Annotated in this window: 17 protein-coding genes; 4 read left to right on the top strand and 13 right to left on the bottom strand. The window is 39.2% G+C overall.

All coding sequences use genetic code 11. The features are described 5' to 3' along the window. Window positions 1-7 precede the first annotated feature (7 nt). Window positions 8-487, top strand: coding sequence for a hypothetical protein (locus IC621_RS04620; protein ID WP_191156225.1), 480 nt, complete (start codon window positions 8-10; stop codon window positions 485-487). A 334-nt stretch (window positions 488-821) separates the two neighbouring features. On the opposite strand, the gene IC621_RS04615 is transcribed toward IC621_RS04620, so the two are convergent. Then, entirely contained in the window at window positions 822-1,274 is a 453-nt protein-coding gene (locus IC621_RS04615) for an ASCH domain-containing protein (RefSeq protein ID WP_191156223.1), read from the bottom strand. Between the two features lie 410 nt (window positions 1,275-1,684). On the opposite strand from IC621_RS04615, the gene IC621_RS04610 reads away from it, so the two are divergent. Continuing rightward, window positions 1,685-2,458 (top strand): SDR family oxidoreductase, encoded by a 774-nt coding sequence (locus tag IC621_RS04610; RefSeq protein ID WP_191156221.1) that lies wholly within the window; start codon window positions 1,685-1,687, stop codon window positions 2,456-2,458. Between the two features lie 593 nt (window positions 2,459-3,051). On the opposite strand, the gene IC621_RS04605 is transcribed toward IC621_RS04610, so the two are convergent. Further along, window positions 3,052-6,093, bottom strand: a complete 3,042-nt coding sequence (locus tag IC621_RS04605; protein WP_191156219.1) for an efflux RND transporter permease subunit — start codon at window positions 6,091-6,093, stop codon at window positions 3,052-3,054. Window positions 6,094-6,222: 129 nt separating this feature from the next. Between IC621_RS04605 and IC621_RS04600 the strand changes: the two genes are divergently transcribed. Continuing rightward, window positions 6,223-6,564, top strand: a complete 342-nt coding sequence (locus IC621_RS04600; RefSeq protein ID WP_191156217.1) for a PadR family transcriptional regulator — start codon at window positions 6,223-6,225, stop codon at window positions 6,562-6,564. A 7-nt stretch (window positions 6,565-6,571) separates the two neighbouring features. Next, window positions 6,572-7,096, top strand: a complete 525-nt coding sequence (locus IC621_RS04595) for a hypothetical protein (RefSeq protein ID WP_191156215.1) — start codon at window positions 6,572-6,574, stop codon at window positions 7,094-7,096. A 69-nt stretch (window positions 7,097-7,165) separates the two neighbouring features. On the opposite strand, the gene IC621_RS04590 is transcribed toward IC621_RS04595, so the two are convergent. The 11 genes from IC621_RS04590 to IC621_RS04540 are packed head-to-tail and all read right to left on the bottom strand — an operon-like array spanning window position 7,166 to window position 25,678. Continuing rightward, window positions 7,166-8,674, bottom strand: a complete 1,509-nt coding sequence (locus tag IC621_RS04590; protein WP_224752319.1) for an aldehyde dehydrogenase family protein — start codon at window positions 8,672-8,674, stop codon at window positions 7,166-7,168. Window positions 8,675-8,676: 2 nt separating this feature from the next. After that, window positions 8,677-10,044 (bottom strand): 4-aminobutyrate--2-oxoglutarate transaminase, encoded by a 1,368-nt coding sequence (gene gabT / locus IC621_RS04585; RefSeq protein WP_191156213.1) that lies wholly within the window; start codon window positions 10,042-10,044, stop codon window positions 8,677-8,679. An 11-nt stretch (window positions 10,045-10,055) separates the two neighbouring features. Then, the gene (gene fabZ / locus IC621_RS04580; protein ID WP_191156211.1) at window positions 10,056-10,514 is read right to left on the bottom strand and encodes a 3-hydroxyacyl-ACP dehydratase FabZ; all 459 of its coding nucleotides are present in this window, start codon (window positions 10,512-10,514) and stop codon (window positions 10,056-10,058) included. 22 nt (window positions 10,515-10,536) lie between these two features. Further along, window positions 10,537-11,763: a beta-ketoacyl synthase N-terminal-like domain-containing protein gene (locus tag IC621_RS04575; RefSeq protein WP_191156209.1), complete on the bottom strand. Its 1,227-nt coding sequence runs from the start codon at window positions 11,761-11,763 to the stop codon at window positions 10,537-10,539. Beyond that, window positions 11,756-12,976, bottom strand: a complete 1,221-nt coding sequence (locus IC621_RS04570) for a beta-ketoacyl-[acyl-carrier-protein] synthase family protein (protein ID WP_191156207.1) — start codon at window positions 12,974-12,976, stop codon at window positions 11,756-11,758. The genes IC621_RS04575 and IC621_RS04570 overlap by 8 nt, the downstream gene beginning before the upstream one ends. Next, window positions 12,969-13,232, bottom strand: a complete 264-nt coding sequence (locus tag IC621_RS04565) for an acyl carrier protein (protein WP_191156205.1) — start codon at window positions 13,230-13,232, stop codon at window positions 12,969-12,971. The genes IC621_RS04570 and IC621_RS04565 overlap by 8 nt, the downstream gene beginning before the upstream one ends. Window positions 13,233-13,286: 54 nt before the next feature. Further along, window positions 13,287-14,027, bottom strand: a complete 741-nt coding sequence (gene fabG, locus IC621_RS04560; RefSeq protein WP_191156203.1) for a 3-oxoacyl-ACP reductase FabG — start codon at window positions 14,025-14,027, stop codon at window positions 13,287-13,289. A gap of 40 nt (window positions 14,028-14,067) precedes the next feature. After that, a complete protein-coding gene (locus IC621_RS04555) occupies window positions 14,068-14,283 on the bottom strand; it encodes an MbtH family protein (protein WP_191156200.1) in 216 nt (71 codons plus the stop codon). A 37-nt stretch (window positions 14,284-14,320) separates the two neighbouring features. Further along, the gene (locus IC621_RS04550) at window positions 14,321-15,991 is read right to left on the bottom strand and encodes a cyclic peptide export ABC transporter (RefSeq protein ID WP_191156193.1); all 1,671 of its coding nucleotides are present in this window, start codon (window positions 15,989-15,991) and stop codon (window positions 14,321-14,323) included. A 55-nt stretch (window positions 15,992-16,046) separates the two neighbouring features. After that, a complete protein-coding gene (locus IC621_RS04545) occupies window positions 16,047-22,493 on the bottom strand; it encodes a non-ribosomal peptide synthetase (RefSeq protein WP_191156190.1) in 6,447 nt (2,148 codons plus the stop codon). A gap of 14 nt (window positions 22,494-22,507) precedes the next feature. Beyond that, window positions 22,508-25,678 carry an amino acid adenylation domain-containing protein gene (locus tag IC621_RS04540; protein ID WP_191156189.1) on the bottom strand — a complete coding sequence of 1,057 codons (3,171 nt, stop codon included), beginning with the start codon at window positions 25,676-25,678 and terminating at the stop codon, window positions 22,508-22,510. Window positions 25,679-25,689: the final 11 nt, after the last annotated feature.

Genomic DNA, 25,689 nt, shown 5'->3' with positions numbered 1-25,689 from the left:
GCTGAAAATGTTAACGTTTGAAGAAAAGCTGCAAATTATAGAATCATTTCCTGAACTACAGCGTAAGGAAGTTTCCCTTGGAAGAGTCAACTTCCATTATGATGAAAGTATTTTTGACAAAAAAATCGTTGTCCAGCATCTTCACCCGAATGGCAACGGATTTGTCTATGCAGGCAACCTGCCAAGAATGGATAAAAACAATAAAGGATTTATTAATATTCGCGACTATTCAGAAGAAGCCCTTCGCTCCTTAATCAAGCAGGCCATTCATTCTCTCTCCCCACAATCAGATGCAGCTAAAGAGCTTGCTATTGTCGGCGATGGATATGAAGAACGCTGGATAAACGAAGAAAGGCAATCTCTCCTTCTCATTCATGAAGATGAGTGGTGGAATGTGTATGCAGGGTTGAACCTTGAAGAAGCATTCGGTTCTTATGACGAAGCAGAGGATTATTTGTTAGATGAGGGATTTACAAAACATAAGTAAAGCCTATGCTTTACGGAAAACAAGCATAAGCCAACCCGGCAAACGCTTTTGATGGATTGGCTTATGACATCTTGGCCCATTTTGCTATAGCTTGATAACGATACTGACTTTAATAAGTTAGTATTTTAAACTAGTATCTACCTATTAAAAAAGAAAGCCGAATCCCTTCTTTTTTAATAGGTAGATACTTTTTTATAATCTCCTGATCACGATCTAGCGTTGAAAAAATCTAAGTTATATTCAACAATAGCGCACAATTATGGAAGATCACTAGTTCCTCAATTAGCTGGTTTTGTTCATAATACTTTGGTATTTTCCATCTATAATCATTCATTTATTTCTTTACATCAATCAATTCAAATCGCTCACAAACTAACATCATATCCTCTGAAAATTCACGGCCTATTTTACTTAGCTCTGCCTTAAAATATTCTTCATGAACATTCTTCCAATAACGATATGTTCTATCTCCTTCTCCTTCTGCAATAGCAAAATCTTCAGGAACTTTGTTCATTGGCATTATTTCGACTTCTACGGTTTTAATGATTGCAACTGGCAGATCCTTGCTATTTAGAATGATGCTATATTCCCCAACAAACGGTACTTGTTCATTTTCCAACTCATAATTAATAAGTGATGAACATGTAGCTGTTTTTATACCATCAATCACTAATTGAGCTAAATAGTCAGGGTTAACTCCGAATTTCCAAGCACTGACAGACGTAGGCTTTTCTTTACTTTGATCCTCCCAATATTCGCCCCAATACCTTTTAGCTAACTGATTCATTATTTTGTCTCCTATACTTTTTAAACATATTGTAGCAAAAATTTATGAACTTCCTGAATAATCCACGCCATAAACGGTCAGATATTAACTAAAATTCACAATTACCGTTTTAATTATTATTTTTTGTAAAATTTCTCCTCCCTTGTTAAAATGAAAAGAGCGGAGATATTGAGAGGGGATAAAGATTCGAGATGTGGAAGAGCTTGTAATGATTAGAAATTGGATAGGCTAGTTTTTACTCTCATTTAAGAGGGTTTATTTGACTATCTATAATCATTCAAGGACTGCATTTTTGGATCAAAAACCCTTGTTAGAGGATGGATGTCTTTTTGTGTGTCTGTCTTTTTTGATGGGAATAATCATATCTCCTGTTGACCTATTTATGCGTCCTTCATTTGGAGGGATATTTAATGAACCAATTAAAAGAAAAAATTGCAATTATTACGGGTGTAAGCCGTCTTAAAGGTATTGGAGCAGCTATTTGTAAAGAGCTAGCAGAAACTGGATATCATATATTTTTTACATATTGGACTGAATATGATAAAAAAATGCCTTGGAGCATTGATTTAGATGAGCCAATAAAATTAAAAGAAGAATTAATACAAAAAGGTGTTAAGGTATCATGTATGGAGTTAGATTTAACCCATTTTGAAGCACCTGAACAGCTTTTAAATAAAGTAATTGAACAACTTGGTTATCCTGATATCTTAATTAATAACGCTGCATACTCAACTAACAACGATTTTTCTAATTTAACTGCTGAAGAATTAGATAAACATTACATGGTAAATGTTCGTGCAACAACACTATTAAGTAGTAAATTTGCTCAAAGATTTGATAAGAAATCTGGTGGCAGAATAGTCAATATTACTTCTGGTCAATTTCAAGGACCAATGCCTGGCGAATTAGCATATGCAACAACAAAGGGGGCAGTTGATGCTTTGACTATTACGCTATCAGCTGAACTTGCCCCTTTGGGAATAACGGTTAATAGCATAAATCCGGGACCAACTGATACAGGCTGGATGACAGAGAGCATCAAAAATGAATTAAAACCAATGTTTCCTTTTGGTAGAATAGGTGAACCGAAAGATGTTGCAAAAGCCATAAAATTTCTAGTGAGTGGTGAAGCAGATTGGATTACAGGCCAGATTATTCATTCAGAAGGTGGATTTAGAAGATAAAACAAGATGGGCTCTAGTTTTAGAGCCTTTTTTTGTTGTGAAACATTGTACTTAAAGTTACGGGTAGCGATCGTTCAATAAGAGCAAGCCGGCTTTAACAACCTTTTATCTCATAATGGATCTTCCGCAATCGGGAGCAACTATTGAAGAATTAGGAGGAGTAATATGGAAATTCGCACAGTGAAAGGCTCGGACTATAATGTGATATCGCCGCTTATCAAGGTACATGCCTGCCACTTTTAACCTACTCTAAGATATTAGCTGGTTACCAAGTTTATTGACCGGTTCCACCTAATTACTGTCCGTATCTCGAAATTTATTGTCCGATTCTTTAAATTTACTGTCCGATTCTTTAAATTTACTGTCCGATTCGGCAATTTTTCTGGCCGGATATAAAATTTATTTGCTTGGAGTTCCCTTTATTTGCCTGTTAGGGGCGTTATTGGCTTATTTATTTAAAATTGAAAAAAACGGTTGATGTTTCAGATTAAAGGTGAAAATGAGGTGTTGATGAGGGTGGATAATCAACAATCTTGCTTGTTCTGATCTTATAAAAAACCCCCTGTATAATCAAATATACAGGGGAGGATTTCTTATTCAAAAGTTGTAGTTTCATCCTCTGATAATGATTTATCTTTTTTACTGAACAATTTCTTAAACTTATTCGTTAGATCTTCAAACAATACATATACCACCGGCACAAATAACATTGTTACGAATACTGAGAACGAAAGCCCAAAAATAAGGGCGATTGCCATTGGTTTTTGGTACTGACCTGAATGTCCTGTAGTCAAAGCTAAAGGAATGGCCCCAAACACCGTTGTGATAAAAGTTATTAAAATTGGGCGAATACGTTCCTTACATGCAGTTTTAATTGCTTCATACCGAGGATGGTTTAATAACCTCAGCTGTTTAATACGGTCAATTAATAATATCCCATTGTTAACCACTATTCCAATTAGGATGAGCATTCCCATCGCAGATAGGAGGTTTAGCTCTGTTTGAGTGACAAACAGACCGATTAAGACTCCAGTTAAGGTTAAAGGGATGACGAACATGACAACCACTGGATGAATCAAGCTGTTAAATTGAATAGACATAATAGCAAACACGAGCAATAAAGCAATTAATAGAACGAGATACATCTCATTGGAATTGTTTTGCTGCTGTTCTACTTCTCCGCCTACATCAATTGTATAACCTGGCTGTAGTTCATATTCGTCAACCACTTTTTGAATTTCTCCGCTGACAGCACCCATATCACGGCCTTTAATATCTCCCAGTATCTGAACCGAACGCTCCCCGTTCTGATGTTTTATCTCATAAGGAGTCTTTTCATTTTCCACGACAGTATATTCACTTAATGGGGCGTTTCCATTGGCCGTATTGATGGTAAACTCGTCAAGAGTTGAAGGGTCTTGAATATTTGCCCCAAAGGATAGATGGATAGGCAATACTCCCTCTTGTGTATTAACGGCTCCAACTTCTTTATTCATAGAGAGCATTTCTAGTTCACTTTTAATATCAGAAGGTGAAAGTTCATCCCGCAATAAATTCTCTCTGTCTGCCGAGACAATTCTTTCTTCTTTACTATCATCCAGAGTACTGGTTATCCCTTGTACACCCTCTATATTCCTAAATTCATTGCTCAGATCTTGTCCGATTTCTTCAATTTGGTCAAAATCTTTTCCTTTTATTGACACCTGAATCGGATATGTTACAGATCCGGATGCCGTTACAGGATAATCCTCTGCCATGTTACTTAGGTTTTCATGAATCATTGCATTGATTTCATCCTGGGTCTTGGTAGCCTGATCCTCGCTCGTCATCTTGACATAAACGTACATACGGTTTCTATCGAGCTTCCGGACATTGTAGCCCTCTACATCTGGTGTTTCCTTAAGAAAGTCGGAAATCGCATTCGCAACATTCTCCCTGTCTTCCGGTGTCGTGTTCTGCTCCAGACCAACATAGAATTCAGCCTGACGATTATAAAAGTCAGGGATGAGCGAGACAGGTATTCCAAAAGTCAGCAAAAATGAGCTGCATGCAATCAGGATGAATAAAAAGAACACGCCTACTTTTCTTCGGGTCTTTTGGCTCATCCAGTCAATATACTGATTGTATTTATTAAATAATTTATTTGGTTTAGCTGTTTCCTTCCGCTTTTTCACCTTAAGCAGCTTTTCCGACATAACCGGAATAAAGGTAAAGGATATAAAAACAGATGTGATCTGGCTAAAAACAATAACGATTGATAAAACTTTAGCAAACTCCCCTACTTGACCGCTAATAAGCCCGATTGGCAAAAATACGATCATCGTCGTTAGTGTAGAAGCGAGGACAGGTGTAAATACCTCTTTCGTCCCCTGAACGGTAGCCGTCCTGTGATCAAGCCCCATTTCCTTCTTCCTGTAGATAGATTCCAGAATAACAATGGACGAGTCGACGATCATACCTAGAGCGATACCTAATGCTAAAATACTAATAAGGTTAATACTTAGGCCAAATACAGCCATCAGCATAAAGGTCAGCAGGACGGTTATAGGAATAGAGATCCCTATAATGGCAGTAGCTGCGACGTTCCGAAGAAGAACCAATAGGACAATCACAACCAATATACCACCGTAAACAACATTGGCTTGCAAGTCTCCAATTGAATCTGCGACAAAGTCAGACTGAACAATCGTTTCTTCTAGCTCAAAGCCCTCAATGTGTCCTTCATTTTTAATTTTGTCTATTTCAGCTCGGACAGCATTAGTCATTTCCGCTTGTGTTACATCGTTGGGACGAGCTACTGATACCCACACATAGTTACTGTTCCCGTCCCTCCATAATTCTTGGCTGTTCCGGCTCTCCTCTATCCGGATATCGGCAATGTTTTTTAGGTATACCACGCCTTTTCCAGTTGGAATGATAATATTTTCAATTTCCTCAACTGTGCTAAGCTCGGTATCCCAGCGTAGTGTGGGCTGATTAGTATCGGATTCAGCCTGCCCTAAAGCAACACTGGAATTTTGCTCTTGTAAGATATTTTCTATATCCTCGACATTTATTCCATTTTGATTAAGCTTATTATAATCCAAGTCGATCATAACGCTTCTTTCATTTTGCCCTATAATCCTCACTTCTCTTACTTCGTTGAGCGATTCTAATCTAGGTTTAAGAGTATTTTCAGTAAAGGAACTCATTTCATTAATTTCTCCGCCGTGTAAATCCATAAACATTTCATATTCCTGAGCAGTAGTACTGCGCAAGGTTTCTATTTCATCAATGCCGGAAACGTCACTTTCTATTTCAGACATAGCATCCTGCAGCTGAGCATAGGCTTCATCCCCGCTTTCTTCTTGGAATGTTACCGTTATCGAGCTCACGCCATCTGTTGATGAAGATTCATACGAATTAATGCCTTCGAGCCCAGATATCTTCTCTTCAATTGGGTTTGTTATATTTTCCTCTACATCCAGTGCAGCCATATTGTCTGCATTTGCAGTTACTGTAGCTGTGTCGTAATTTACTTCAGGGTAAAACTGATTTTCAAGCTTATCAACAAAAAGAATACTAACACCAATTAGCAAAACTAACGCAAAACCTACAATTAATTTTCTTTCCAGCAACATTTTAAGCCAGCCCATTTTTTACCTTCCTTTTCAATTTTTTTATTTTCTGATAACATCTTACACCACTTAAGTACTCAAAACAAATATATTTTTTAAAAAGTTATATATTTGACTTAAGTATATACCTTTTTGTATAATTATAGCATGGATAGAATAACGATAATTAAAGGCAGCTTAGAAATTTGCGTCTTAAGTATTTTGTATAAGAAAAGAAGCTATGGCTATGAAATTATGAAGGAACTTGAGCAATTCGATATTAAACTGAAAGGGGTAGGAAGTATTTATCCGATACTAACCAGAATTAAGGAAAAAAAGTTGGTTAACGTCAAGAAAGAATTTGCTGATGATGAGAGGCCGCGAATTTACTATGAATTAAATGAAAAAGGAATAGAGTTTTTAAAACAAGAATTAAAAGAGTGGTATGCGATTCAACATGATATTCACAGCCTATTGACCAATAATGCAAAGAACCTTAAGGAGGACTAGAGAGAAAATGAAATCTGGCTTAACCCCTAACGAACATCAGTACGTTAATCAAATTCTAGATATTTTAAAAGCAAGCGGTGTAAATCCAAGTTATAGAGAAGATGCAAAAATTCAGCTTGTTGAACATATTCAAGAAGCACGGCATCACAACGAAGACTTTAAAGCTGATTTAGGATCACCTGAGGATTTTGCACTCCATTTTATGGAATCTGTACTACCTAAAGATGAGCAGTTAGTTATTAAGCAAACCGATTCTGCTGCAAGCTCTAACCAAACTAAAAAATTATTTTCCTTTAAATCGCCAATTGTTTTTATCCTGCTGGCAGGCTTGTATTATGCAGGTTTGCAATTCGGGACAGTTTTACTGTTCACTCCCGTGCTTAACCCTGAATTAGGGCAAGAATTTCATCTTTTTATCATTTCCGATTTTTTATGGTGGAATCTGCTTGCGATAGCTATCAATGTCTCAATTGCACTTGTTTTGAGCGGCTTGACGATGTATTTACTTGGTAAACGATATCGGTTGTCATGATGAAAAAGCTATTTTAAGAGAGAAAAAATAAGGGGCGTCTCTTTCTTGACACCCCATCATAAAAAAGTTTTAATTCGTTTCATCTTGAATCAAATGACTAAATAATTGGTCTGTATCAATTTGAGCTCTTTGAAGCTGGTTGCTGTAATCCACATATACACTTTTCCATTCACTGAATGCATCTAAGGCAGCCTGGCCAGCTTCCCGCAGTCCATTTCCAGTGTCTTTTGTCCCACCAAAAGGCAGCTGGATTTCTGCACCCGTTGTTCCGTGATTGACATATACGATACCTGTGTCCATTTCACGGATTCCTTTAAAAGCATCATTTACATCCTTGGTAAACAACGCAGTAGACAACCCGTACCTACTGGCATTATTGATCTGCAAGGCATGATTAAAATCTTCTGCTTTGATCACACTTAAAATTGGACCGAAAATTTCTTCTTTCACTAATCTATTTTCTGAATCAACTGGTCCAATTATGGTAGGCTGGAAAAAATGTCCTTGCTTTTTCTGATATCTTTTGCCGCCATGAAGGATTTCTGAACCACTCTCCTTCGCGGAAGCAATATAGGACTCCATCTTTTGTACAGCATTCTCGTTGATCAGCGGTCCCACGTCTACTCCATCATTTCGGCCGTCACCGACTGTCAGGTTAGACGTCTTTTGGATCAGCTTTTCAATGAAGGCTTCATAAATTTCTTCTTCAACAATTACACGGCTTGCTGATGTACAGCGCTGTCCGCTTGTACCAAACGCTGCCCATACAACTCCATCAGCAGCCAATTCCAAATTTGCGTCTTTCAAAACGATTACAGCGTTCTTGCCGCCTAGTTCAAGAGAGACTCTTTTTAAATGACCGGCAGCTTGCTGGTAAACCTTTCTTCCGGTCTCTGTCGAACCTGTAAACGAAATGTGTACAACTCTAGGGTCTTCCACAATTGTCTGGCCAGCTTCCTGTCCACCCAGAATAAGATTTAATACTCCCGGCGGCAAGCCGCCTTCTTCAAAGCAACGCATGAATTCATTTGATATCGCTGACGTTTCCAATGAAGGCTTCCAAATGACTGTATTTCCTAAAATTAAAGAAGGGAATATTTTCCACGATGGGACTGCAACTGGAAAATTGAATGCACTGATAGCACCAATTACACCCACTGGTTCGCGGACCGACATAGCCCATTTATTCGGAAGTTCAGATGGAATCGTTTGGCCAAACATTCTTCTTCCTTCACCAGCCATGTAATAGGCCATATCAATAGCTTCCTGCACTTCTCCTTCTGCTTCTACCTTCGTCTTACCTATTTCCAGTGTTATCAACTCGGCTAATTTATGCTTTCTTTCCTTTAATACTTCACCAATCCTGTACAATATTTCCCCTCTATTGGGAGCAGGAATGCTTTTCCACTTATAAAAGGCCGCCTCAGCATGTTGAATGGCCTCCAGCACATCGTCTGCTGAAGATATGTTTGCTTCAGATACCTTCTCGAAGTTAACAGGATTCATATTTTCGATCACTTCTAAACTGCTGCCAGCCTTCCAATTTCCACCTATAAAGTTCTTGCAATTAATAGCCATTCTTACCTCCCTGATCCGACCATGATGCGTGATTCATTTTCTTTTGTTACTTCCATAATACATTCTTCAATTATGTCTAGTGCTTCAAGAAGTTCCTCCTCTGAAATGACAAGCGGAACTAGGAACCGCAGTACATTATTATAGAGACCCGCTTTGAACAGAATAACTCCTTTATGCATGCAGCGCTGTATGATTTCCATCGTTTCTTTGTCAGCTGGTTCTAAGGTAGAATGATCCCGTACCAATTCAAAAGCCATCATGGCCCCTGCCCCTCTAATTTCCCCAATTAGTGCTGACTTTTTCTTTAAAGAATAGATTTTTTGTTCAATGAGAAGACCAATCTGCTTTGCCTTCTCTCCTAAGTTTTCTTCTTCATAAATATCTAAAACCGCAAGGCCCGCTGCGCAGGAAATAGGGTTCCCCACAAAGGTGCCGCCGACCGCTCCATCACCTGCGCTGTCCATAATGCTTTCTTTGCCAATAACAGCTGATAACGGAAGTCCTCCTGCAATAGACTTTCCGAGAGTGATGATATCCGGTTCAATACCGAAATAGTCAGATGCCAGGAATTCACCAGTTCGCCCGTAACCGGTTTGCACTTCATCGGTGATAAAAATAATGCCATGCTCATTACAAATTTTTTGCACTTCTCTCAGATAGTTTTGCGGCGGTGTAATGAAGCCCGCTTCACCCTGGATCGGTTCGACGATTAGAGCAGCGACTTCACTAGGAGGAATCTGGGTCATAAATAGATTATTTAAACTTTCAAGAGCTTGTTCTGACACAATCTCCGGATTGCTGGTTCCATTCCAGCGATACACATTTGGAAAAGGCACACGATAAATGTCATTGAAAAAAGGGCCCATATTTTCTTTATAAGGATTCACTTTACTTGTTAGTGATAGAGAAAGCATGGTTCTCCCATGGAATGCACCATCAAAACAAATAATTCCTCTTTTACCGGTCGCTTTCCGGGCAATTTTTATTGCATTTTCAACTGCTTCTGTACCTGAATTAAAGAAAGCTGCCTTTTTGGTTTCCTTACCAGGAACCTTACTGCATAGTCGCTCTGCAAGTTTAATGTAGGATTCATAAGGAATAACGGTAAAATCTGTATGTGTAAATCGTTCTGCCTCCCGCTTGATTGTTTCTACCACTTTCGGGTGACTATGGCCGACATTCAGACTACCCACTCCGCCTGCTAAATCTAAAAACACATTTCCATCAATATCCCAAACCCTCGCCCCTTTTGCATAATCAATAATAGAAGGAACAAAGGTCCCAAAGGCACGTGCAACCGCGTGTTTATTTTCAAGTATCCTGTTAGATTTCGGTCCTGGTAACTCCGTTCTAATATTTGCAAAAGCCATTTTACCTCTCCTTAAACTAGTATTTTTTCTTTGCTGGAAATCGCAAATGTAAGATCCGCCTTCGCAATTTCTACATCTTCGACCCACGCAGAAGAACTTACTATTCCTCCTAGTTTCGTGCTTTTGATTAATTCTGTTTTAAACCTGATCTGATCACCAGGAAAAGCTGGATGAATAAATCTGCTTTTGGTACCTGCAAGCAGGAAGGCTTGCTCTTCATCATTTTCTTCACCAAGACTTATTTTACTTAGCAATATGGCAGATTGAGCCATCGCCTCTATAATTAAAACTCCTGGGAAAACGGCATTCTCTGGAAAGTGCCCCTGAAAAAAGGATTCATTTCCAGTAAGGTTTTTAATACAAACAATCCTTTTATCCGGTTCAACCTCTATAACTTGATCTATGAAAATAAATGGATATTTTTGCGGCAGCATATTTTTTACTTGGTCATAGTTTAGATAAGGTCTCACGCCTTCACCCCTAAATAATCAATTAGACATTTCGAACAAGGACAGCACTCATTTCCCCTGAATAATTCTGGGATGTTAAGAGAATACGGTCTGGATTGTTCTGGAATGATCTTTCAAGACTTCCTCCAGCTGTAGTTGAGACAGGCTGCAAATGAACTTCCCTAAGGTTTGTGTCTGCTGGAAGCTTTTGTTTTGCCAATACCCCTAGTCCTGCTATAAGCTGAAGCAATCCGCTTGCTCCGAAGGACTCGCCTATGATCCTTTTGACAGGGTAGATAGATGTCTTTTCGCTATCAAACATTTCTCCTAATACATCTCTTTCAATCTCGTCCATCTCAACATATCCATTTGCTCCTGATATAATGAGATCAACTTCATTCGGGGAAAGTGTTGCACTTGTTAGAAGCCTGGTTAATGTTCTTTTCAGTGTTTTTGTACGATGCCCGCTCTTTCGGTTCAAAGAAAATCCGCTTTCCCAGTTTGCAACCTCTCCCCAAATAGCTGCTCCTCTAGCTAAGGCGCTCGATCGTCTTTCAAGTACCACCACACCTGCTCCTTCACTAGCAATCAAACCTGCTGATTCGGAGGAAAAAGGGATGCCCTGCTTGTCACTATAAACTGACGGCAACAATTTGGATTGTTCATACAGCCAAACGATATTTTCATTCAGGTGTTCGACTCCGCCAACAATGACATAATTCGCTCTTTTCTTTTGAATTAAATTAATACCGTATCCAAGTGCATCGAGTCCTGCACACTTTCCTGTAGCAAGCGTCGTATTACTCGCCTGGGCATTGAATTTGATTCCCATCTGCGAGGCAGGGGAATTGCCCAAAGCATTAGGGGCTTGCATTGGACTGACAAATTTAGGGCCATCGGATATGGTGGTCTGGTCATAATCGATTGCTGATTCCATCCCAGTAAAGTTACACCCCACCACGATTCCAAGTTCTTTGGGGGCAGGCATAGAATCCAAAAGCTGAGCATGTTTTAAAGCAAGCTTCGTTGCGCCCATAAGATACTTGGTAGCGGGAACCATAAACCTCAACCCTCGCTGTCCTAATAATTCCTTAGGATTCCAGTTATCTCCTACCATAAAGGTTTTTTGCCGGCGAAGTTCTTGTAATTTAGACAAAACGAGTTTGTCTGTTTCTTCTTCAAACATAACGTCCCAAAACTGTTCGACATCACAGCCAAGGTGCGTTACTTTCCCAATACCTGTGACGACTATCGGATCATTTTCATGCATGGGTACACCTTCCCAGGATAATATTGGATATATTTCCTCCAAATGCAAAGGAATTACTTAAAGCATAATCAACTGTGGCAAGCAGCTTTTTATTCGGTACTACGTTCTGAACACAGTCAGGGTCAGGTTCCTCATAATTCATTGTTGGAGGAATAACAGATTCGTAAATGGCTAATGTGCAGCAAACTGCTTCTATAGCACTCGCCGCTCCCATCGTATGGCCAAGCATGGATTTGATGGAACTTACCGGGATCGTTTCAGCCTTGTCCCCAAAAACAGTCTTAATCGCAATGGATTCGGTATGGTCGTTCGCTCGCGTACCTGTTCCATGGGCATTAATATAAGAAATATCATCTAAAGAGAGCCTTGCATCCCGTAACGCTTCTTGGATAGCATGTACGGCACCTTCCCCTTCAGGATGGGGGGCTGTGGGATGATGTGCATCACAAGCGAGGCCATACCCTTTCAGCTCAGCATATATTCGGGCACCTCTTTTCATGGCATGCTCGTATTCCTCTAAAATCAACATGCCTGCTCCTTCACTTACATTGATTCCGTTACGATTTTTATCAAAAGGCTTGGAGGCATCCTCTGATAATGCTCCTAAGCGATGGAACGTTGTATAAATAACCCGTGACATCGCATCAGCGCCGCCTACAATTGCGATTTTAGCCTTTTCATCTTCCAGCAGGTCTTTCCCTAATCCAATGGCATAGTTTCCTGCTGCACAAGCTGTCGGAATAACCATGCATGTTCCTTCGCATTCTAATTCCTCGGCAACAGCTGCTGATATCATATTTAAAGGATAATGGGATATAAATTTAGGATCAGCAGGTTTATTTTCTTGCTCTAGTAAATTATGATGGCTTTCAATAACAGAGTTGTTGCCCATTGTTGTTCCAATGCATACAGCTGCTTCTTCAGATAGTTCGCTTATGTCGATTTCTGCATCCTGAAGGGCCATTTTAGCTGCTGCTACTGCTAATTGAGTCGTTCTTCCAAATTCATTGGGATTCAGATGCTCAAAAAATGGGTTGGGATCAAAATCTTTTACTTCTCCGCCAATATGCACATCAAACTTTTCTGTATTAAAGGCTTGGACATCCTGTTTTGTCCCAACCTTTCCTTCGCATAAATTGTTCCAAAACTCGCCTTTAGTAGAACCGATTGGAGAAAGCACGCCAATTCCAGTTACTACTATTCTTTTAGGCATTTACTTGTTCTTCCTTTGCACCTTTAGATTCAAGCAATTCGACGACCAATTCATGTACCTCGTTTAAGGATCTGATTCTTGTCACATATTCTTCACTAACTGTGATATTATAGTTTTGTTCAATTTGAGCGATGATTTCAAGTGCCATCATAGAATCTACCCCAAGATTCATTACAAAATCATCTGTATCTGCAAACTCCTCATCCTCGATCACATCTGCAATAATATTTCTTAGTTCTTCTTTTAAATTTGTCATGAGTATAAGCCTCCATTTTTTTAGTAAAATTATAAATTTCCATTTACTGTTAGTCTAGGAGCTAAGTCCGCCATCCATAACCAATACGCTTCCTGTCATATAACCTGCATACGGAGAAAGCAAAAATTTAATCGTTTCAGAGATCTCTTCAAGTGAACCCGGTCTGCCTAGCGGAATTTCTTTCAAAAGCTCTTCTCGTTTCACTTGATCAATTGAATGCCACATATCCGTTTCTATAAATCCGGGTGCAATTGCATTCACATTAATGTTATACCTGGCAACTTCCTTAGACAAAGACCGTACAAAACCGATTTGCGCCGCCTTGGAGGAAGAGTAATTCGTCTGACCGGGAATGCCTTTTATTCCGCTTACAGATGTGATGCATACGATCTTTCCACGTTTTTGCCTCATCATTTCATAAATGACTGATTTGGCAAAATTGAATGTACCGCCTAAGTTAGTGGAGATTACATTATCCCAATCTTCCTCCTTCATCATTAGAAGAGGCGTGTCTTTGTTTACCCCTGCATTTATGACTAGCGAATCAAGACCGCCGAGGAATTCTTTCATCTCTTTCACTGCTTCTTTTGTCTCTATTAGGGATTTCGCATTGGCCTGAAATCCCCTTACCTGCCCTTTAAAACCCCTTGTTGCTTCATACACTTCTTCTGCTGCTTGGTGGTTACTGTAATAAGTAAAAGCAACATGAGCTCCATCTTTTGCTAAAGCCTCTACTGTCGCTCTGCCTATTCCCCTCGAACCACCAGTCACAATTATTTTTTGACCTTTAAACATGACTGTCCCCCCAAATACACTTCCTTGTAGTAAACAAACATTAAACTCTATTAATCTCAGGGGATTTCAAATGCTCGCGTAAACTGAGCGGCCTCATATCTGTCCAAACTTTTTCGATATGCTTTAAGCACTCTTCTTTTTCTCCTACTGTGCCTTCTTCAGTCCACCCAGCAGGCACTGCCTTATGGGCTGGCCATATGGAATATTGTTCCTCATGATTAAATACCACCCTGTATAAGATCTTGGATTGACTCATTTTCTCACCTCCTTTAAAGGAAGAATTCTTCTAATCTCTAATACTCGCTAACCAGTTCCTTCAATGCCCTATTATTCTCCCCGTTATCTTCGCCGGTTTTAGTATCGCTGATGATTTGACCATAATCTACTTTGATAATTCTTTCTGCCAAATCGAAATATTGGTCATCGTGGGTTATTACAAGAACTGTTTTCCCTCTGCTTTTTAGGTCAGGAAGAAGCTTCGTATAAAAAATTTCTTTGAATATCGGATCTTGATCTGCAGCCCATTCGTCGAACACATAAAAGGAGCGGTCTTCCAAATATGCTGTTAACAAAGCCAATCTTTTTCTCTGTCCTTGTGATAATTCGGTTGTCGAGAATCTTCCATTTTCCAGCTTAACCTTATGATTTAACTGAAGCAGGTCCAAATAATTCTGTGCCTCTTCTTCTTGTTTTGAAGAATCTATGCCCAACAAGTTGTTAAAAAGATAAAAATCACTGAAAACGACTGAAAACAGCTGACGATACTTGTCTATATTGCTGCTCGTAATTTCCTGTCCATCTACATATATTGAGCCTGTTTCCGGCAAATACAGGCCGGTAATCATCTTGGCAATGGTTGTTTTGCCGCTGCCGTTCCCCCCGACTAAATATACAATCTCGCCCGGAGTAAAAACCAAATTTTCAATATTTAAGGTGAAGTTGAGATCTTCCTTTTCCCGGTAATACTGATGAGTCAATTTATTAACCTTAAGTATTTGAAAGCTAGTTTCAATAGGATCTGCTTCCTCGATTAACGACTTATCCTCTAATGACAATCCAAGGCTCTCTATCTTTTTCAATGAGATATTTGCTCTACCGAAATTCGGCAGGACATTCAGGATTGTAACTAAAGGTGTAATCATGTACAAAATAGCTAATGTGTAGCCAATTAAAACTTCAGAAGTTACCGTATTCAGGCTCGGGCCTACAAATATGACGATGCCAATAAAGAAAAGGAAAAGTAATTGCCCCCAATTCCCGGCTGCTGTATAGATCGTCATTCCTTTTACAGTACTCCGATACACGCCTTTAATAGTTGGAATTAACTCCTCATTGAAGAAAGCAATCCTGCGTTTTTTGTTCGTTTTTAACTCTTTAGTACCTCTGGTTAAGGCATTAAAATGATCAAAAAGCTCGTCCTGCTCCTCCCGTGCCTGAAGTAAAGATTTATTGGCGAATTTCATAAGAACCTGGTAGCTGATAAACGCAATTCCCATAAAAGCGAGCCCAATCGCTAGGACAGGAAGCGAAAGCCACCCCATATATCCAAAACACCCTAGAACAATAACTAAATTAATAACAAGCATCGGGCTTACAGTAATGGCATTCATGATCGACATAACGTCATCCGTCAAAACAGCAAGCAAACGATGAGAACCTTGTTCTTCTAATTTCCGCAAAGGAGTTGATAGAATTCTTTTGCTGAGGTTCAGTCTTAACTGGATAATGGAACCTTGAGCAAGACGAATAAGCAAGTAACCTGATAATAAACTGCTAAAAAGCGTCATTAAACATAAACCAATAAACCCTATAATCAGTGGAAAACTGCTAGTTCCCTCTGTATTTAGCACATTATTAATAAGGGCGATTACACCAGTGCTGCACCCGCCGCTCACAATTCCTGCTAAAAGGGCAAAAATGATATTTTTTCTAGAATGACTAAATAAAAATTGAAAGATTTTCATTCCGCCTTATCTCACCTCATCTTTCTTTGTTCCAGCCAACATCATACTTATATCCTCAAGATGAGGGTTTTTCATTTACCTTTTCAAGGAGCTGACTAATAGTAGGGTTATCAAAAATAATATCCAACGGCACTTTTTGTCCTAGTATTTTCTCGATATGATTCATTAAGTGAACGACTGTTAAAGAATTGCCCCCTAATTCAAAGAAGTCGTCATTTAGCCCTACCCTATCTACGTTAAGAACCTTTTCATATAAAACAGCCAGTTGTTTCTCTATTGGTGTCACAGGCGGACTGTACTCACTATCGGCTCCTTCTCTTACCATGGAAGGTTTAGGCAAAGCTTTACGGTCCAGCTTCCCATTAGGATTAACTGGAAATGCGTCTAATAAAACCATACGCTCTGGAATCATAAACCTCGGCAAGCTGCCTTTCAAAAGGTTCTTTACCTCTTGTTCTGTTAAAGACACTCCTGATTCGGGAATAACATACCCAATAAGCAGTCCTTGAGGTGATTCTTTATCTTTTTTATAGAGGACAATCCCATCTTTCAAGAGATGATGCCCCCTGATTGCCGATTCAATCTCACTTAATTCAATTCTGATTCCACGTAATTTTATTTGGCTGTCTTTCCTGCCGACGTATTCTATTTCTCCATCCGGAGTATATTTGGCCAGATCACCTGTTTTGTATAAACGGTCCCCTTCCTTACTTGAAAAAGGATTAGGTATAAAATTCTCAGCAGTTAAGCTTGGGTTCTGGTTATATCCAGTCGCAAGCCCTGCCCCCCCAATATATAATTCTCCAATGACCCCAATCCCGACTGGCTGAAGGTCATCATTCAGTAGATAGAGTTGAACGTTCGCCATCGGTTTACCGATACGGACAGCAGGGACGCTTTCGTCACACTTAAAGGATGTCACTTCTACAGAAGCCTCTGTTGGGCCGTATTGATTGTAAAGATCCCCGTCCAGCTTGTTAAAAAAGTTCTCCTTTATTTGCGGGGTAAGGGGCTCACCGCTGCATAACACTCTCTTAATGGATGTGCAGGATTCTACATCAGGGACATTTAAAAATTCCTGCAGCATAGTAGGGACAAAGTAAAGGGTTGTAATATCATGATCTTTGATTAACTTAGCAAGATACCCGCTATCCTTATGCCCATCTGGTTTAGCAAGAATCAATGCAGCTCCTGTACAAAGAGCACTAAAGATTTCAAAAACAGAGTAATCAAAGCTGAGCGGTGTTTTGTGCAACCCTCGTTCTGACTTTATTTCACCATAATTCTTTTGCATCCATAAAATCCGATTGACTACCCCTTTATGCGGTACCTTGACTCCCTTTGGCTGACCCGTTGAGCCTGACGTATAGATCATATATGCGAGCTGATGTTCAGCCTTTTGGGCAGAAGGCGCTTTATGCTTCATATGATTTTCCCTAAGAATATCTTTAACCATATAGCATTCAGCAAGCCCCTCTAAATCCCGGCCTCTTTCATGTGAAGTTAATATACACTCTACTCTTGAATCCTTTACCATGTACTGAATTCTTTCTGATGGGTAAGAGGTATCAAGTGGGACATAGGCACAGCCGGCCTTTAGAATCCCTACCAACCCAATCATCATTTCGAACGAGCGATCCATATAAATTCCGATAAAGGAATTTTCAGATAACCCTTTTTTCTTTAGGAAGGATGCTATTTTATCCCCTTCGTTGTTTAGTGTTTCGTAAGTTACTTCTTCATCGTTATAAACAAGCGCCACTGAGTGAGGTGATTTTATTGCTTGTTCTTCTATCAGTTCATGAAGCAAAAGGGATTCAGCAGGAAACTCCTCTTTATTTTCATTCCATAAATGAACAATTTTTTCGTATTCGTTTTCTGGTAAATATGACATTTGATCATGATAAGATAACGGGTCAGACGAAATAGACTTCAAAATATTATGATAAATTTCTACGATTGTATCCATTTGTTCTTCAGTAAACGTGCTCTCGTCATAAGCAAGCGTCAATCTGATTTCATAATCAGGCGGATGATTAGAGAAGGTCACCATTAATTTAAAGTGTGTATCATTAGCTGAATTGCTATTAAAACCTAAAAATTCCATTTTATCTGATGTTAATAGCGGCTCCATTGAATGGAAATATACATAATTAAATGCTGTTTCAAATAAAGGTGCCTGATTTACATGTCGCTGGATTTCAGGTAAAGGCAGTCTTCTGTACGGCATAATAGTTTGCTCTAATTCGAAGGTTCTGTTTATTAAGCCAACCCAGTCGCTGATTTCTACCTTTTGTCTGAATGGCAAAGTATTAATGAATAGCCCCTTAACCTTCTCGCCGTCTTTTTTCTCCATTCTTCCATTTGAAACCATTCCAGTAACGATATCCGATTGTCCGCTCATTGATTGCAATGCTTTAATATGGGACGCAAGCAAGATGCTTTTCACCGGAACATGGCAGCTTTCAGATAATTTTTTCAGCTGATGGGATGTTTCTTTGGAAAGCTCCAAAATTCTTCTCTGGACCTTAAATGCCTGATTGGACAATTTTTTAGATTCATATATAGGGAGCTTGAGCGTTTGGCAATCCGATAAGAAGTCTTTCCAAAATTCAATGTGCTCATTACTCTCAATCGCTTGTCGTTCCAAATTGACAAAGTCCCTAAAATCGATTGACAATTTCAGTCTTTTTCTTGCCGTCTCTCCCTCGAGAAGCTGAAAGTACAATTGGAATATTTCAGCAAGTGTCGAGGTTAAACTCCAGCCGTCAAATATTAAATGACATTCTGTGAGGCTGAATTGGAACGTATCATCACTTCTTTGATGAATAAAAAATCTCAGCAGGCTTGGCTTTGTCAGGTCAAAAGTATTTTTCTTCTCTTGCTCAACATACTGATCAATCATATGTTCCTGTTCATTGTGTGAAAAATTCCTTATATCCAAATAGCCAACAGGAAGCGAAGCCGTTTTATGAACTAGCTGCATAGGGATTTGGAATGTTTTTAGATCAAAGGAAGTGCGCAGCATGACATTTTCTGATACGATTTCCTGAACGGCTTTCATAAACAGCTCATAATGAAATTGACCCTTTAGGAGGACACTGTCGATATTATGGTATAAGGGCTCGTCAGGGTACTGCTCCATATGGAAAAACATACCTTCCTGTGCTCTGGTCAATGGATAGGCATCTTCTATCCCCTCTTTTATAAAGGAACGTTCGGCTTCTGAAATTAAAGCAAAGGGACTTAAGGTACCTTCTTCATTCTCCTGAAAATCTTTTTGACTCAGCAGCTGCACAAGTTCCTCAATCGTCTGGTTTTGAAATAACTCTTCGATCGTGAAGAGGTAGCCTTTTTCTTCTGCTTCCGATATGACTTTTAAGCTGCGGATAGAATCTCCGCCAAGCGAAAAGAAGTTATCTTCTAAATGGACTTCTTCCTTATTCAATACATGCTTCCATATTTCGATTAAATCCTTTTCCACTTTTGTTTCAGGCTTGCGCTGAACTCCCTGTCTCGTATTCTCACAAAGCTTTAACAGAGAGTCTTTGTCTACTTTCCCATTCGTCGTAACCGGGATGCTTTCTATCATCAAAAGGTGAGAGGGGAACATATATTTTGGCAAACCATCTATAAGTGTTTTTCGTAAATCGCGCAAAAGGTCTTCAGTAACATCGGGCTTATTGAATACTACAAAGGCTGCTAATTCTTTTTCATTTTTTTCATTGGTTCGTACTAATACACTGCAGTCCTTTACCTGTCTGCAATCTGCAATGAAGCTCTTGATCTCCCCAAGCTCGATTCGATGGCCCTTGATTTTTACTTGGTCATCCATTCTTCCAACATATTCAATATCTCCGTCTGGAGTATATCTACCAATATCTCCCGTCTTATAAAGCCTTCCTCCATTTAAAGATAGCGGATTCGGAATGAACCGTTCTGCAGTTAGAGCAAACCTTTCACTATAACCCCGCGCCAGCCCTTCTCCACTCACATACATTTCTCCAGGCACACCAATAGGGGCTGGGTTTAACTCATCATTCAGCACATATACCTTCAAATCTTCAAGAGGCCGGCCAATCAAGCTGCCAGCAGCTTTCTTTGTATCTTCTTGATTCACTTCTCGCCATGTGACATGGACAGTCGTCTCTGTAATGCCATACATATTAATAAGTGAGGTTTGATTCCCATATTGCTCAAACCAAGGTGCAAGATCTTGAAAATTCAAAGCTTCTCCGCCGAATACGATATATCTAAGATGCTCTAAAGAATGCGAATGCCTTTCTTGATTCATAACATTTAGCAGCTCTTTGAATGCTGACGGTGTTTGATTTAGGACCGTGATTCCTTCCTCGTGAAGTAAACGATAAAATTTTTCTGGCGTTCGCCTCATTTCAGACGAGATAATGTGCAACCTTCCTCCATGAAAAAGGGCTCCCCATATTTCCCACACAGTAAAATCAAAAGCTGTCGAATGGAATAATGTCCAAGAATCTTTTTCAGTAAACTGAAAGAGTTTCCTTGTACTGTCAAATAAACGGAGAACATTATGATGGGTGTTCAGTACCCCTTTCGGTTTCCCAGTCGATCCAGAAGTATAAATGATATATGCTACCTGATCGGAATTCACTGGTATATTCAATGGAAGGCAGCTCTCTTCCATCCACTCCCTGTCTTCATATTGAATAACCAAACAGTTAATATGATCATCAAATAATTTCTTATACATTGCCTTGGTCAGAAGAATTTCACATTTTGAGTCTTCAATAATGTATCTCAACCGGCTTGACGGCTGGTCTGGATCCATCGGTATATATGTACCGCCCGCCTTTAAGACCGCTAAAATGCTAACGATATAATCGATTGACCGATCCATATTAACCGCCACTTTTGTTTCTGACCCTACTCCTTTTCTTTGCAGATAACGGGCTAATTGATTGGATTGCTGATCGAGCTCAGTATAGGTCATTTGATGGCCCTGGCTTGCTAGTGCGACAGCACTTGGGAACTTTTGCACTTGCTCCTCAAAGCGGTGATGAATGGATCCTGATTTTTCATAGGTCATCATGTCTAATGAACCAAGGACTACCTGTTTTTCTGCTTGTGACATACCAGAAATCTCGGATACTAATTTATTAGGTTCATAGACGATCTCTTCTAAAATGTTGATATAGTTAGCAACCATTCTGTTAATAGTTTCGGGTTTAAAGAGCTTGTCACAGTATTCTATAAAACCTTCGATTCCATCTTCCGTCTCCATAATGGATAGCGACAAATCAAACTTACTTGTTTTCGTTTCCACTTCATAAGGAGTTAACAAGCTGCTGCCCAATTTCAGGCTTGAATGATGCTGATGCTGAAAGACAAACATCGACTGAAATACAGGACTGTATGACAGCGTTCGATTAATATCTAACTCATCCACCAATTTATCAAAAGGCAATTCCTGATGATCTTGTGCTTCGCGTGTTGCTATACTTACCTGTTCAATGAAATTACTTATAGGATGATGAGTTTGGATATTCCCTTTTACGGGAATCGTATTAGCAATACAGCCTATAAGCGGCTCAATATCAAGTTGCTGGCGATTCGATATAGGTACACCTAATATGATTTCCTTTTGGCCCGTATATTTGTATAAAAAGAGATAGTAAGCTGACAAAAGGATGACAAATGGAGATGTTCGATACTCCTTGCTTGCATCTATGATGGAACTGATTAAGCTTCTGTTTAAAGTAAACCTCTTGATGTCACCATCAAAAGACTGTCCTTTTTGTCTTGGATAATCGTAAGGAAGCTGCAGTTCCGGCGGATTGGAACCAATTTTTCCTTTCCAATAATCCACCTGATTTTGATATTCTCCATTCGACAATTTGTCCCGTTGCCACTCAGCATAGTCCGCATATTGAATCGTTAGGTCAGTAGAGGATTCTTCTCCACTATGATAGGATTCAATGATTTCATTCATTAAAACCCCTGTGGACCATCCGTCAAAAATAACATGGTGTAAAACCAGCAGCAAAATATGCTCATTTTCCGATAACTTATACAAGGTGATATTAAATAACCAATCTGAATCCAAGGCTATCGGCGAAGCTGCTCTCTCATTGACCAATTTTTTTACATGCTTTTTCTGATCGATCCCATCTTCTCCCGAAACCTCTACAACCTGGATGGCTGCTTTTTTAAATGGACTAATATGCTGAACAGGCACTCCTCTTTCATTCGTAAACCTCGCCCGCAGAACCTCATGCCTTTGTAAGACAAAGTTAAAGGACTGTTCCAATTGGTTAATATTTATATACCCTTCGATTCTCATCGCAAGAGGTATATTATAGGCAGCACTATTCGGATCAAGCTGGCTCGTAAACCACATTCTTTCCTGTGCAAATGACAATGGGTATTCGCCAAGGTTCTTTCGTTTTGGTATCCCGTCCAATGACTTAATTCCCATCTCTTTTTTCAAACGTTCGAGTATTTCTAATTCTTTTCCCAAGCTCATATTTGACCCTCCTTTCACTGCTTCTGCATGGACTCTTCATTTGCCATTTTCTGAGCCTCAAGATAAGCCTTCGATACCATAGATATGTACTCAATTTGCTCAGGATAAAAAGAATACATTTCCGCACATAACTTCTCAGTTGTCTCTGTTTCAAACAGCAGGCTTACAGGTATTTCAAGCTGATATATTTTCCGGATTCTTGAAATAATTTGGGTGGCATTTAAAGAATGGCCGCCCAGCTCGAAAAAGTTGTCTGTTATTCCAACCTGTTTTCTCTTTAGAACACCTTTCCAAATTCCTGCAATGACTTCTTCAAAATCGTTTCGAGGTGCAACATATGTCTCTTCTTTAAACTGTTCATATAAATCGCATAGAGCTCTTTTGTCTGTTTTCCCATTTGCATTTAGCGGTATTTCAGTCAGGCTGATGAATTTTACAGGTACCATATATTGAGGGAGCCATTTCCTTGAAAACGCCTTTAGCTCGTCATCACTTATTTCTACAGAAGGGACACAAAAGGCAATCAACGATAATCCCTGACTATTATCGATCGAAAGAACAACAGCGTCTTTTACACCTGGATGCTGCATAATGACAGCTTCAATTTCATTTAGGTCGACCCGCTTGCCATTCACTTTTATCTGCTCATCTACACGGCCAATGAATTCTAATTGTCCGTTGGCCATTAACCTGACATGGTCTCCTGTTTTGTAAAGTCTTTTTCCAGGTAATTTTGAAAAAGGATGAGGAACAAAATGTGCTGCTGTTTGAGCTGTCTTTCCCAAATAACCGCGGGCGAGTCCCGTTCCACCGATGTAAAGCTCACCAATTTCTCCTGCAGAAGTTCGTTTCATCTCTTCATCTAATACATAAGCCTCCGCATTTTTCACAGGCGAACCGATTGGAACAAACCTTTCGTTTTTTACGATTGCAAATGTAGCATTCGAAGTTATCTCCGTTGGCCCGTAGAGGTTTACTACCTGCAAATGCGGAAACAAATCCCAAGTTCGAATAAGGAGAGAGGTGCTTATCTTTTCTCCTCCCACAAATAACACTCTTAATTGATTTCGCAAACTCGCTGCCAGTTCTTCATCTTTTTGGATTTCAACTATAATACTTGCCCATAAAGAAGGGACACAATTTAAAGCATTTAATTGCTTGTCCAAAAAACCTCTTATAAACCTTTGAGGATTCAATATCTCATCCTCTGAAAATAGAGTAATTTGCTCCCCAATCATCAGCGGATAAAAAACTTGTTTTAAAAATGCGTCAAATCCTAATTCTGAAATAAATGGCAGTCTGATCCTCTCATTTAAAAATTGTTGATCAAACCACTCTAGATAATTCAATAGACTTCCATGCTGAATCCCGACTCCTTTTGGAAGGCCGGTTGATCCAGAAGTATACAGGACATAAGCCAGCTGCTGGGGTGCCAGGGGAGTATAAGGCGAGCTTTCATCCTGCTCCTTGATCAGCTCACTTTCTTCTTCTAAATCAACACATTTTACAGCCAGTTCCTTTAGCTCACTCAAAAGATTTTGCTGATTGGAGATTAATAGTTTGGCACCACTGTCTCCTACAACATAGTTAATCCTGTTGATAGGCCATTTGATATCTACAGGGACGAAGCTGGCTCCTGTTTTTAAAACAGCCAGCATGGAAATAATTGCTTCCACGGATCTTGGTAAACATAATACGACACGGTCTTCCGGCTGCAGGAAACGATGTAAATACCGGGCAAGCTGGTTAGCTTTTTTATTTAATTCCTGATACGTAATAGATTGAGCTCCATCGATAATTGCCAAAAGCTCACCATTTGCTTGGACTTTATCCTCGATATACTCGATAACATTTCTGTTTGACTGAAAGGAATCCAATCCATGGGTCAAATAGGATTCATGATTTAACCTATTAAAAAGGTTCTCATCCTCTTCTTTTGAAAGGTAGGAAATAGATGCTACTTGCTCTGAGTGTCTATCCACACATTGTTCAAGGAAATAAAGATACTGACTAAACAGCTTTTCAGCATCTATCTCTGAAAACATGCATGCATTAAACTGCAGGAACAGTTCAAAATCTTCCTTTGCAGGCAATACGGACAGCAAGAGCTTATATTTTTCGTCCTCTGTTACTAAATCTATAATCTTTAGTTTTATTTCCTCTTGTTTTGCTGGTTCATGATCTAAGAATCGAAATTGGTAAGGTATATAGTTTTCTGGTGATTCAAGCAGGTTTGAAAGATTGAGATATTCAACATTTTCCATCAAACCGGTTATTTCGTTTTGAATGATATCGTTATATTCTATAAAGGTTCCCTGATCATATTTAGCCTGAATAGGAACTACCTTCTCAAACTGTCCAATGCTTTGTTTCAATTCTTCATAGGTACGGCCATCTATTACCATTCCTACTTGAATGTCATGACATGCTACTTTTGATAGAAAAGCCTTCCAGCCAGTATAGAAGACTGTTGATATGGAAGTATTATGCTGTTTTGCTAATTCTTTTATCTTTCCAGACAGTTTCTTAGATACTTTTAATCGCAAGGACTGTTGATCGCTTTCTGTTGAAGACTCGGTAAGCATTTCATACGGGAGTACATTTTTAGATAATTGGAATTTTTCATAGGAAATTAGGTGCTCATTTTCAAAAAGGTCATTTTGCCACTGGCTAAAATCGACATATTGAATGATTTCTTGTTGAGGGACTGTATTCTTGGAAGTATAAAGTTCAAAAACCTGCTTCACAATGAGTTGGAGTGATTTAAAATCAGTACATAAGGCAATACCATACAAATCTAGTTTATACTCGTGATCATTCACTTTTTTAAGTTCTATTTGTATGGTTTTTCCTCTTTCCATTTGTAATTTGTTTGTCACGATTTCCTTTGGATTTTGCTGGTTATCTTCTTCTGAAGAAGTATTTTCCGAATAGGAAAAGCCGGCCATAGCTTTTTCAGAAATGATTTGGATCGGGTAATCTATTCCATCAAAATCCTGAAAGCTTGATCGCAAAATTTCATGCTGGTTGATTACATTCAAAAAACAATTTGTCAATTCAGGAATTGAAAGATTCCCTTCTATTTTCATAGATAAATAGTTATATAACAGAGAATTAAACGTAGTTTGCAAATCCCAAATTCGTTTCTGCTGGCTTGATAAAGAATATCCTTCTAACGTGTTCACGTGTGGTACCC

The sequence above is a fragment of the Metabacillus arenae genome, from assembly GCF_014773385.1.
Classification (GTDB): Bacteria; Bacillota; Bacilli; order Bacillales; family Bacillaceae; genus Metabacillus_D; species Metabacillus_D arenae.
Note: the sequence above shows the minus strand (reverse complement) of the source record. Positions and strands in the feature narration are given on the sequence as shown.